Origin of the sequence: Campylobacter sp. CFSAN093241 (genome assembly GCF_012889595.1) — a bacterium.
Classification (GTDB): domain Bacteria; phylum Campylobacterota; class Campylobacteria; order Campylobacterales; family Campylobacteraceae; genus Campylobacter_D; species Campylobacter_D jejuni.
In genome coordinates, this window is sequence record NZ_CP040612.1 from 1,409,513 (window position 1) to 1,422,108 (window position 12,596).

The window sequence follows — 12,596 nt, forward strand, 5'->3', positions numbered from 1 at the left end:
ATTTATAATGGGTATTTTTGGAACATTATACACAGGTGTTACAGGCTTAAAGGCAAGCGAAGTTCAAATCGCAACAACTGGAAATAATATCTCAAATGCTAATGCAACTTTTTATACACGCCAAAGAGTGGTGCAAACTACAAATGGATATATTACAACAGGTGGAGTTCAAGTAGGCACAGGAACTGCTGTAGAAAGTATAGTGCGTTTGCATGATGAGTATTCTTACTATAAATTAAAAGGTGCATCTACTCAACTAGAATATACTAAATATATGGCTTCCACTTTACAAGAAATTGCGCAGCGTTTTCCCGACTTACAAAATACTGGAATTTTGCAAGATTTAGAAAATTATAACAAAGCTTGGAATGATTTTGCATCTAACCCCAACGAAAATGCCACAAAAATAGCCCTTGTAAAAGCTTCTCAGACCTTAACAGAAAGCGTTAATAACACTTTTGCAACCTTAGATAAAATCCAAAAAAAAGTAAATGATGATATTAAAAATACAGTTGATGAGATTAATAGAATTGGCGAAGAAATTGCTACTATAAATAAACAAATTTATGGACAAGAAGCCTTACCAACAGAACACGCAAATGAACTTAGGGATAGAAGAGATGAACTTGAGCTTACTCTTTCAAAGCTAGTTAGTGCAGTTGCAAGCAAAAATGAAATCAATCAAGACAATCGCCTTGATACAACCATCACTGATCCAGGACATCAATACAATCTAAGTATAGAAGGTTTTAGTATAGTAGATGGAATAAATTTTCATCCTTTAAAGCTTGATTATGATGATAAAAATAAATCTTATAGCATTTATTATGAAACTCCTGATGAAAAAGTTCGCGATCTTACTGCAAAAATTAGCGGTGGACAGCTTGGTGCTCAACTTGACTTACGCGGTAGAAACTATAGCAAAAGCGAAGGAAAATATAAAGATGGAATTATCCAAGGTTATATGGATTCTTTAGATACTTTTGCTAAGACCATGATCAATGAAACTAACAATCTTTATGCAAGTTCTGCGAAAAGTTCTGTTACTTCTGATTATCTATCTGGGCTTAAGGGAGATATTCCTTTAGTTAATTACGACAGAACCATACAACCAGGAAGTTTTGATATAGTCATTTATGATGATAAAGGCGATAAAAAACTCACCAAAACCATCACCATAGATGTAAATACAACCATGAATGATATCATGCGTCAAATCAATGCTAATACAGATGATAATGACAATAAAAATTCAAACGATGATGTTGATGATCATATCAATGCAAGTTTTAGCTACGATGCAAAAACTGGAGATGGTTTATTTCAAATCAATGCAAAATCAGGTTTTAAGGTAGCCATTGAAGATAAGGGCACAAATTTCGCAGGTGCGTTTAGTATAGGTGGTTTTTTCAGCGGAACTGATGCAAGTAATATGAAAGTAAAAGATTCCATCTTAAATGATCCAAGCACAGTAAGAGCAAGTTTAAGTGGGGTTGATAGTGGCAATGACATGGCAAATAAAATCATCCAACTTCAATATGAAAAAGTTAATTTTTATAATGAAGATGGCACTATCGATAATCTTACCATGGAAGAATATTACCGCAAACTTACAGGTAAAATAGCCTCAGATGGTGAAAATAACAATGTCGTCAATTCAAGCAATGAAACTCTTTATAATTCTGTTTATAGCGAGTACCAATCTAAAAGTGGCGTAAATACAAATGAAGAATTAGCCGCCCTTATACAATATCAATCAAGTTACGGTGCAGCAGCAAAAATCGTCTCAACCGTAGATCAAATGCTTGATACCTTACTAGGGCTTAAATCTTAAGCTCTAGTAATATCAAATGAAAAATTTTATCCATCTTAAAGCTAAGCTCGATTTTTTAGCCAATCAAAAAAATACCAATCATTCCCTTTTTGAAACTCCAGATCCTTTGCAAATTGCTAAAATTCACAATGATGAATTTATTGCCTTAATTTGTGCTTTATTTGCCTATGGAAATGCTAAAAATATAGTAAATTTTCTAAAGAAACTTGATTTTTCTTTATTAAACCTTCAAGAAAAACAAATAAAAAAAGAACTTAAAAATTTAAAATACCGCTTCCAAAATGAAAAAGATATACAAGAAATTTTTATCACTCTTTCAAGGCTGAAAAATGAAATTTCACTCTACGAACTTTTTTATCAAGCCTATCAAGAAAGAGAAAATACCACAGATGCCATCTTAGCTTTTATGCAAAAAATCAAAACCTTAAATTCATATTCAAGTTATGGATATGATTTTTTCTTTGGAAAAATTTGGCAAAACACCCCTACTTCACCTCTTAAACGCTATAATATGTATCTAAGATGGATGGTTAGAAAAGATGAACTTGATCTTGGACTTTTTACCAAAATTCACACCAAAGATCTTTTAATTCCACTTGATACACATGCACATAAAATTTCCTTGACTTTAGGACTTCTAAAGCGTAAAATATATGATTATAAAAGTGTTTTAGAACTCACACAAAATTTAAAAAAATTAGATGCAAATGATCCCATAAAATATGACTTTGCACTCTATCGTTTAGGGCAAAGTAAGGAAATTGACAAATTTAAGGAGTGAAGAATGGGTTTTGAGCACTTAAATACGATTTATTATTTCATACTTTTTTTTGTAGCTCTTTTTGCTGGTTTTATAGATTCTATTGTAGGTGGAGGAGGGCTTATTACTCTACCAGCACTCATAGCCTGTGGAATTCCTGCGCATTTATCCTTAGCAACAAACAAACTCCAAAGCGTCTTTGGTTCTTTTACGGCTACTTTAACTTATTTTAAATCCACCACTCTACCTCATCTTGCTTGGGGTGTTTTTTTCACAGCCTTAGGAGCAGCTATAGGAAGTTATAGTGTTCTTTTTGTAAAAGATGAGCAATTAAAGCTTATTATCTTAATCTTTTTAACTCTTACCTTCTTATATACAGCCTTACGTCCCAACTTAGGCAAACACGAAAGCGAACCTAAAATAAAAAATATCAAAATTTTTCATTTAATTTGTGGCTTAACTTTAGGATTTTATGATGGATTTTTAGGGCCTGGAACGGGTTCATTTTGGATTTTTGCTTGTGTGATGCTACTAGGTTTTAATATGAGAAAAGCGAGCATTAATACTAAAATTTTAAATTTCACAAGCAACATCATTGCTCTTGCTATATTTTTATGGCAATATGAACTTTTATGGGCTGTAGGTTTGCTTATGGGTGTAGGACAAGTTTTAGGAGCTTATTTGGGTTCAAAACTTGTGTTAAAAACTAATGGAAAGTTTATAAAAACTTTATTTTTAATCATTGTAGGAGCTACTATTATTAAAGTAGCTTGGGATTATTTTAGTTAAAATTGACCCCTGAGCTAAGCTCCCACATAGGTAAAAATATACCTAAAGCCAAAAACAAAACTAAAAGCGCTACAAATAAAGTCATCATAGGCTCTAAAAAAATCAAAAATCTATCCATCAAATTTTCGCTTTTTTGTTGATAATATTTGGCAATTTCTTCACTTAATACTTCAAGTCTTCCACTTTTCATCGCAACACTAAGCATAGAAAACACCAAAGAATCAAAAATATCAATCTTTTTAAAAGCCTGACTTAACTCAAGACCAGAATCTATAAAACTAAAAAGTTTTTTATACTGAAAAATTAAAAATTTATTTTCAAGCCCTATAATAGCTAAATCAAAAGCTTTAGATATTGAAATTCCATTTTTTAAAAGCAAAGAAAAAACCATAAAAAAATAATAATTTTGATTATAAATAATCAAACGAGAAATCAAAGGTACTTTTAAAAATAAAAAATCGCAAGAAAAAGCAAAAGAATGAAAATTTTTATAAGCTAAAATAAGCATAACAATAAAAATAACAAACAAAAATATGCAAAAAATTCCATAGTCATCTAAAAAATTATAAATTTCTAACATTACATGCGTGATAAAAGGCAAACTCGCGCCTAAATTTTCAAATAAATCTTTAAAATTAGGCACTACAAAAAGCATTAAAAACAAAAATGCTCCGATAATACTTAAAAAAACCAAAGTAGGATATCTAAAAGCCTTTTTTAATTGTTTTTGACTCTCTAAACTTTTTTCTCGAAGTTTAGAAATTTGACTAAACACTTCACTGATTTTTCCTGTCTTTTCAGCCGTTTTAATCAAAGCTAACTCCGCACGATTTAATCCAAAATTAGCATTTTCAAAAGCTTGATTTAGATTTTGGGCTAAAATTAAATTGTCTAATATCTTTTTCATAATCTTGCAAGAGTGCATAAGATATAATTCTCTAATCGCTTCTTGAACACTTAATCCAACTTCACACAACAAAGCTAGCTCTTTAAAAAAGAGTATAAAATTTTCATCCTTTAATCTCTGAAAATTAGATTTTTGAATTTCTTTTATATCAATGATTTTCCAATTCTTTGACAAGGCTTTTGCTTGTGCTGTATTTAAATTTTCAGCTTTTATAGTTTTTGTATAATTTTGATTGTTTTTAAGAAATTCTACTTCATAAAATTTCATCTTACAACCCTTAAAAGCTCATCTATACTTGTAAGACCTTCTTTGGCTTTTTTTAAACCTTGTTCAAACATAGTTTGAAAGCCATATTTTTTTGCAAGCTCCATTAAAATCGTTTTATCTTGATTTTCCCTAATTGCACAAGCTAAATCTTCATTGATCTCTAAGCACTCAGCGATTAATTCTCTGCCAAAAAATCCACTATGATGACAACGCTCACATCCTTTTGGTTCAAAAAATTCACCTTCAAATTCAATATAATGTTTTTTGCTTTTTTGCTTACACCAAGGACAAAGTTTTCTAACCAAACGCTGTGCTATAACAAGACTCAAAGCCGATGCTATCAAGTAACTTTTTGCTTGCATATCCAAAAGCCTATCAATGGTACTAAGAGCATCATTAGTATGCAAGGTGCTTAAAAGCAAATGACCTGTTAAAGAAGCTTTAAGTGCAATATCTAAACTTTCTTCATCGCGAATTTCTCCTATCATGATAATATCAGGATCTTGCCTTAAAATTGCTCTTAAAACACTATTAAACTCGACTCCAACTTTTGAATTGAGCAAAATTTGCTGCACTAAAGGAATTTTATATTCTATAGGATCTTCTGCGGAAATAATCTTTTTTTCAATACTTTTCAACTCATTTAAACACGCGTATAAAGTTGTGCTTTTACCACTACCTGTAGGACCGGTTAATAAAATCATTCCATTGGGACGATGTAAAATCTTTTTTAAAATTTCTAAATTTTTATTTCCAAGATTTAGTTTATACAAATCCAAAATTTCTTTATCATGTTTTAAAATTCTTATAACAACACTTTCGCCATAAATCAAAGGCAAACATGAAACACGAAAATCATATCTTTCATTTTCAAAATCTAATTCAAAACTTCCATCTTGTGTTTTTCTTGATTCAGCTAAATTCAAACAAGCTAAAAATTTGACATGAAAAACCAAAGCTTCATAAATATCCTTCTCAAAAATAGCAAATTCACGCAAAATTCCATCAACCCTAAACCTAATCAAAGCATCATCATTTCTTGCCTCTATATGAATATCACTCGCATGAAAAGATAAAATTTCATGTAATAAAAAATCAAAAATTTGACTGATGCAACTTTGATCATCTCTTTTGTGATTTTCTTGCCATTCAAGTCTAAGCTTAATGCTTAATCTTTTAATCTCCTCTTGAATGCGAATTTGATTTAAAATTTTAGCTATCTTTAATTCATCGGCAATTGCAGTGTCGATTTTTTCACAAATCATAAAAGTCTTAACTTGCTCTAAAAGCTCTAAAGAACAAGGTTTGGATCTAATAATCATAAAGCCGTCATTGTTTTTAATAAGCAGAAATTTAAATTTTAAAAGTAAAGAAAAAGGTATACCTTCATAAATAAAATCATTATCTTCATCTAAATCAACAAAATGCAAATTACAAAAATTTGCTAATTTTTTAAAAAAATCCCAAGAAGTGATATTAAATTTAGTGCAAATTTCATCAAGACTTATTTCATTATCAATATAAGCTTGAAAAATTTTATCCATTCTACTTTCCATCTAATTCCATTAAACCATAATAATTTATATAAGCATCTAAAGCACTTTGAGCTTCTTTTTCTTCGCCTAAAGCTCTTTTAGCCTGAGCAAAAATCAGCCAAGAATCTTGTTTTTGCTTGTCAAGTTCATTGGCTTTTAAAGCCCAAAATATTGTCTTTTGATAAGCTTTAATATCAAAATACTTCTTAGCTAAATTTAATGCCTTTTCATAGCTTGGATTTTGATAAAAAGATTTTTTTAAATCAGAAATATTTAAAATTTTAGAATCAATTTCTATCTTGCTAATATGTGTATTTTCCTGCACCGCTTTAACTTCTTCTAGTTCTTTATATAACTTTTCCCTAGAAATCTTATTTTTTTCTTGTAAAATTTGCGCTTGAAGAATCTTTTGCTCCAAATGCTTTTTATGTTCAATAGCTTGCAAATAAATATTTTTTTGCTTATTATATTTTTGCATTAGCACAAAAAAACAAAATGCTATTACTGATATTAGAATAATTAATAATAAATATTTTAAATATTTTTTAAGTAAAAAGTATTTATACCTAAGCTCAAGCTCTTTAATTCTTTCTTGCATATCTTACCTTAATAAGCCATTCTCTAAAGCACTAAGCTTTAAAATATACTCTTGACTTTTGTTTTTATCAAAAAAACTATTTATCTCATAAAAACTTTTTAAAGTTTTATCAATATATCTTAAATTTCCTTGAGAAATTTTTTGTAAAAACTTAAGACATTTATTTGAAAAATTCATTCCGAATTTCAATTTAATATAATCATCAAGTTCTAAAAGACTAATATTTTTCAATTTAAAACAAGCACTTAAACGACTTTTAAAATGCTCTTTTTTAAGTATATTTAACTTTTTATGAGAACTTAAAACAAAACTTATAGAATCACTATAAATCCTGATGCTTTCTAGCATTGCATAATCATACATTCCCACTTCATCAAGAATGATTAAACTCTGACCTTGTGAAATCAAAAACTCAATTTTTTCTTTTAAGAAACTCTGATCTTTAAAATTTTCATTAATAAAATCAACATTATATTTTTTTGCCAATCTTTGCAACAATACACTTTTACCACTACCACTTTTTCCCCATAAAAAAATAAAAGCTTTTTGGCTTTCTAAAATTTGATTGATTTGATGAAAAATTTCTTCTCTAAATGGAATAATTTTACTCATAATGCTTAAATCCTAGATCTTTAAGACTTGGAGCATTTACACTATCTACTATACTTGGAGTGATAATAAAAACAATTTCAGTTGCTTTAGAATTTAAAACTTCTCCTTTAAACAAAGAACCTAGGATTGGAATTTTTGATAGAAAATTGATAGAATTTTTCTCATTAGATTTATCGTGAGAAATCAATCCACCTAAAATTAAAGTTTGATTATTCTCTACTTGCACAACACTAGAAAGCTTTTTTTGTATGGTATCAGGAGCAATAGTTCTTGGTTCTTTTTGTCGTTTATTATCTTCTGGATACTTAAAATCACTTAAGCTTGGATTAATCCTGAGCATTATTTTTCCATCATCAGAAATTTCAGGCAAGATATTGAGTAAAATGCCTACAAAAATAGAATAATTGTTATAACTTTCACTAACAGTAGTCCCATTTTCAGTGCCTTTAGAACTTTCTTTAACTTGATAATTTATAGTATCACCTACAGAAATAATGGCTTGTTGGTTATTTAAAGCCATAAGCTTTGGATTAGAAAGCACGCTAGTTTTTCCATTTTGAGAAAGAAAGTTAATAATAGAATCAAAATTTAAATTCGCCCTTAAACCCAAATTCTTAACAAAACCTTGCCCATTTTGAAACTGAATAAAAGAATTTTCATTATTTACTTGCGAATTTAAACCTATATTAAAATTTTGCCAATTAATCCCACTAGAATGGCTTTCATTTAAACTCACAGCAAGTATGCTAACATCGATAATAACTTGTTTTTTAAGACGATTTTCTAGTTTTTGCAAATAATTTTTCACACTTTTTAACTGAGAATTTGTTCCAGTTACTATAATAAGACCTGCATTGGGATTTATAATGGGAGTTTTAGCCTCATAATCTTCATGAGAATTTTTTAATAATACAATAATCTCTTTTTCTATATTTTGCCAAAAATCAAATTTTTCCATACTTTTAATCATATTGTCTTCTGCGTCATCAAAACTACCGCTATATTCACTTTGCCTTGGTTTAGCGTCTACAGACGCTTTAGTTATGCTTTGTCCTTCTCTGATAGAAGTGATATAACTTATCTTAAAAATCTTCGTATTAATGCCTGAAATTCTTAAAATTTTACCATCAAAATCATAGCTAAGATCATGCTCTTTGATAAAAAAATTAAAAATTTCGTCTAAACTCATTTGATGAATATTGACAGAGTTTTGCAATATTTCTAATTTTTCTTTGGCAATTTTATCTTTAACAATAATACTAAAAGAACAATATTTTGCAAGCTCATCAAGACTTTCTTGTATGCTTAATTTTTCATTAATACTGATATCAAAAAGACGCTTTTGACAATCTAAAGCATAAAGATAATGGCAAAAAAGAATGTTAATTAATATTAATCTTATCATTTTTATTTATTTGGATTGCAATTTCTAAATTATCATATTGGAATTTAATCTCTTTAGTATTTATTTCATATATTATAGCATCATCAATCATATCACCTTTTTTATACCATCGATCATAAATTTTTACTTTATCAAGCATAATTGCAGTAATTTTAATATGTCTTAATTTTTCAAAAGTAGGATTCACAAATGGGTTTTGAAGAGTATTAAAATTTATACGATTTTCTTTATCTATAAGTTTAAAATACTCTTCAAAATTATCTTGTGCAAACAAAGTGCTAAAACACAATGTAGCACTAAAAATATATTTTATCAGCTTTCAACCTCATTGCTATAATCAGCCATAGCGATACGCTTAAGCTGTCTATAGCGACGTTGAGCGTCTTTTTTATTGCGTTCAAAAAGCTCAGCAGCGTGTTCAGGATTTGCTTTTTTAAGTGAATTATAACGCACTTCATTCATCAAAAATTGCTCATATAAATCCCAATCAGGTTCTTTTCCTGTTAGAGTTAAAGGATTTTTTCCTTGCTCTTCTAAACGAGGATCAAAGGTATAAAGTGGCCAATAACCACATTTTGTAGCAAGCTCACCTTGCTCTCCTGAGTAACCCAGCCCACCTTTAATACCATGAGCTATACAAGGAGAATAACAAATCACCAAAGATGGTCCATTATAGGCCTCAGCTGCAGTGATAGCTTTGATAAGATGAGTATAATTTGCCGTTGAATTTACTTGTGCTACAAAAATATAACCATAAGTCATAGCAATTTGACCTAGATCTTTTTTCTGTATAGGTTTGCCTGCTGCTGCAAACTGTGCTACAGCTCCTGTTCTAGAAGATTTTGAACTTTGACCGCCTGTATTAGAATAAACTTCTGTATCAAGCACTAAAATATTTACATTTTCTCCACTTGCTAAAACATGATCAAGTCCGCCATAGCCTATATCATAAGCCCAACCATCACCACCAAAAATCCAGTGAGATTTTTTACTTAAATACTGTTTAAGCTCTAATATATCTTGTACAGCTTTAATATTTTTATTTTGCTCTAAAATAGGGATCATTTTATCTTTAATTTCCACAGACATAGCACCATTGTCTTTATTTGCAATCCAATCTTTAAAAAGGGCTGATAAAGCATTTGGAACTTCTTGCATACTCTCATTCATGATATGTTCAATGCGGTGTCTTGTGTTTTCAGTTGCAATTTTCATACCCAAACCAAACTCAGCATTGTCTTCAAAAAGTGAATTTCCCCAAGCAGGACCATGTCCATTTTTCACACTTTTTCTATAAGGAGTTGATGGAGCTGAACCCCCATAAATAGAACTACAACCTGTAGCATTAGCCACAATCATTCTTTCACCGAACAATCTTGTAATTAAAGTAATATAAGGAGTTTCTCCACATCCAGGACAAGCTCCATGGAATTCAAATAAAGGTTGGGCAAATTGTGCTCCTTTTGTAGCTTCTTTATTTAAAATATCATCTTTGTATGTGATTTCTTTAAATAAATAATCCGCATTTTCTTGCTCACCAAAATCCATCTCTTCTTGAAGTGGTACCATAACCAAAGATTTTTCTTTAGTAGGACACTCATGAACACAAAGCTCACAGCCTGTACAATCAAGTGGAGAAACTTGAATTTTAAAGCTTAATTTTTCTCCTTTGGTTCCTTTAGCTTCTAAAGCATGATCTTTTACACCGCGAGGTGCATTTGCCATTTCTTCATCATTAATCAAAAATGGCCTGATAACAGCATGCGGACAAACTGAAGCACATTGATTACATTGGATACAATTTGCCTCTATCCATCTTGGTACCATAACCCCAACACCGCGTTTTTCGTATTCGGTTGTGCCGTGTTCAAAACTTCCATCTTCATAACCTAAAAAGGCTGAAACAGGTAAATCATCACCCTTAGCCGCATTCATAGGTTTTACGATTTTTTCAACAAATTCAGTACCTTTATAGGCATTGGTTTGTTCTTTTTCTTTAAGCTCTAAATTTTTCCAATTTGGATCCACTTCAACTTTTACAAGTCCATCAGCACCCACATCAATAGCCTTGTAATTCATTTCTACAATAGCATCGCCTTTTTTACTATAAGATTTATACGCAAGCTCTTTCATGTATTTTTGTGCGTCTTCATAAGGAATGATTTTTGCAAGTTTGAAAAAGGCTGATTGCATAATGGTATTTGTACGATTTCCCAAACCTATATCACGAGCTAGTTTGGTTGCATTGATGATATAAAAATTTACTTCTTTTTCAGCTAAAGTTTTCTTTACTGCATCTGGAAGTTGTCTTATGGTTTCTTCAGCATTCCAAATACTATTTAAAAGGAAAGTTCCTCCTTTGCGAATTCCTGCTAAAACATCATAAATTTCCAAATAAGCCGCTACCGAACAAGCGATAAAATGCGGAGTTGAAACAAGATAAGTTGAACGGATAGGTTTTTTAGAAAATCTTAAATGGCTTCTTGTATAACCCCCTGATTTTTTAGAATCATAAGCAAAATAAGCTTGAGCGTAAAAATCCGTTTTATCTCCGATGATTTTAATCGAGTTTTTATTTGCGCCCACAGTTCCATCAGCACCAAGTCCGTAAAATAAACATTCGATCGTACTTTCATCTCCAAGTGAAATTTTCTCTCCAGTACTCAGTGAAGTATGAGTTACATCATCAATTATACCTACAGTAAAGCCATCTTTTGGATTATCAAGTTTAAGATTTTCAAATACTGCTATCATTTGAGCAGGATCAACATCCTTTGAAGAAAGTCCGTATCTTCCACCCACTATAACAGGAGCATTTTCTCTTCCATAGAAAGCTGATTTTACATCAAGATAAAGTGGTTCTCCGAGACTTCCTGGTTCTTTGGTTCTATCTAAAACCGCGATTTTTTTCACTGATTTTGGCATAACATCAAAGAAATATTTTAAACTAAATGGGCGATAAAGATAAACTTTTAAAATCCCTACCTTTTCACCCTTGGCATTAAGATAGTCCACCACTTCTTCAAGTGCTTGAGTTACAGAACCCATAGCAACAATCACACACTCTGGCTCTTTGTGACCATAATAAGTAAATGGTTTGTATTCTCTACCTGTAATTTTTGAAATTTCTTGCATATATTCATTAACAACATCAGGTAAAGCATTGTAAAAACGATTGCTTACTTCTCTAGTTTGAAAATAAATATCATCATTTTGTGCTGTTCCACGTGTTTTTGGATTTTCTGGATTTAAAGCATTATTTCTAAATTCAAGCAAAGCTTCTCTATCTAATAATCTATCAAAATGCGCATAATCCATTACTTCAACTTTTTGAATTTCATGGCTTGTTCTAAAACCATCAAAAAAATGTAAAAATGGCACTCTTCCCTTAATTGCAGCTAAATGTGCTACACCAGCTAAGTCCATGGTTTCTTGCACAGAATGCGAACAAAGCATAGCAAAACCAATTTGTCTTGCTGCATAAATATCTTGATGATCACCAAAGATAGACAAAGCTTGAGCAGCCAAAGAACGCGCTGCTACATGGATTACACAGGGGAGTAATTGACCTGCTATTTTATACATATTTGGAATTTTAAGGAGTAATCCTTGAGAAGCCGTATAAGTTGTAGTCAAAGCCCCAGCTTGTAAAGATCCATGCACACTACCTGCAGCTCCTGCTTCACTTTGCATTTCTACGATTTTTACAGGAACTCCAAAAAGATTTTTTTTTCCTGCAGCTGCCCACATATCGGTATAATCAGCCATAGGAGAACTAGGTGTAATAGGATAAATTCCAGCAACTTCAGTAAAAGCATACGCAGCGTATGCAGCAGCCTCATTTCCGTCCATAGTTTTCATAATTTTACCCATTGAGACCTTCCTTTAT

10 protein-coding genes are annotated in these 12,596 nt (G+C 30.8%); 3 read left to right on the forward strand and 7 right to left on the reverse strand.

Features of this window, described 5'->3' with window-relative positions; genetic code table 11:
• The first annotated feature begins 7 nt into the window (after positions 1-7).
• The 3 genes from flgK to FBE96_RS07160 are packed head-to-tail and all read left to right on the forward strand — an operon-like array spanning position 8 to position 3,383.
• Positions 8-1,834, forward strand: a complete 1,827-nt coding sequence (flgK, locus tag FBE96_RS07150; protein WP_002871863.1) for a flagellar hook-associated protein FlgK — start codon at positions 8-10, stop codon at positions 1,832-1,834.
• Positions 1,835-1,850: 16 nt separating this feature from the next.
• Positions 1,851-2,615 (forward strand): TIGR02757 family protein, encoded by a 765-nt coding sequence (locus FBE96_RS07155; RefSeq protein WP_002851318.1) that lies wholly within the window; start codon positions 1,851-1,853, stop codon positions 2,613-2,615.
• Between the two features lie 3 nt (positions 2,616-2,618).
• On the forward strand, positions 2,619-3,383 hold the full coding sequence (locus FBE96_RS07160; protein WP_002871861.1) for a TSUP family transporter: 765 nt from the start codon (positions 2,619-2,621) through the stop codon (positions 3,381-3,383).
• Here FBE96_RS07160 and FBE96_RS07165 read toward each other — a convergent pair.
• From FBE96_RS07165 to nifJ, 7 genes are read right to left on the reverse strand one after another with little or no spacing between them, the layout of a single operon-like run.
• The gene (locus tag FBE96_RS07165; protein ID WP_002868229.1) at positions 3,376-4,557 is read right to left on the reverse strand and encodes a type II secretion system F family protein; all 1,182 of its coding nucleotides are present in this window, start codon (positions 4,555-4,557) and stop codon (positions 3,376-3,378) included. The genes FBE96_RS07160 and FBE96_RS07165 overlap by 8 nt on opposite strands.
• Complete coding sequence (locus FBE96_RS07170) at positions 4,554-6,113, reverse strand: GspE/PulE family protein (protein ID WP_011812800.1); 1,560 nt, start codon at positions 6,111-6,113, stop codon at positions 4,554-4,556. Before FBE96_RS07170 ends, FBE96_RS07165 begins: the two co-directional genes overlap by 4 nt.
• Complete coding sequence (locus FBE96_RS07175; protein ID WP_002851370.1) at positions 6,103-6,690, reverse strand: membrane protein; 588 nt, start codon at positions 6,688-6,690, stop codon at positions 6,103-6,105. Before FBE96_RS07175 ends, FBE96_RS07170 begins: the two co-directional genes overlap by 11 nt.
• Before the next feature lie 3 nt (positions 6,691-6,693).
• Complete coding sequence (locus FBE96_RS07180; protein ID WP_002851464.1) at positions 6,694-7,302, reverse strand: ATP-binding protein; 609 nt, start codon at positions 7,300-7,302, stop codon at positions 6,694-6,696.
• Complete coding sequence (mshL, locus tag FBE96_RS07185; protein ID WP_002871859.1) at positions 7,295-8,707, reverse strand: pilus (MSHA type) biogenesis protein MshL; 1,413 nt, start codon at positions 8,705-8,707, stop codon at positions 7,295-7,297. The genes FBE96_RS07180 and mshL overlap by 8 nt, the downstream gene beginning before the upstream one ends.
• Positions 8,685-8,996 carry a hypothetical protein gene (locus FBE96_RS07190; RefSeq protein ID WP_002855438.1) on the reverse strand — a complete coding sequence of 104 codons (312 nt, stop codon included), beginning with the start codon at positions 8,994-8,996 and terminating at the stop codon, positions 8,685-8,687. The genes mshL and FBE96_RS07190 overlap by 23 nt, the downstream gene beginning before the upstream one ends.
• A gap of 23 nt (positions 8,997-9,019) precedes the next feature.
• Positions 9,020-12,580 (reverse strand): pyruvate:ferredoxin (flavodoxin) oxidoreductase, encoded by a 3,561-nt coding sequence (gene nifJ, locus FBE96_RS07195; protein WP_002871858.1) that lies wholly within the window; start codon positions 12,578-12,580, stop codon positions 9,020-9,022.
• Positions 12,581-12,596: the final 16 nt, after the last annotated feature.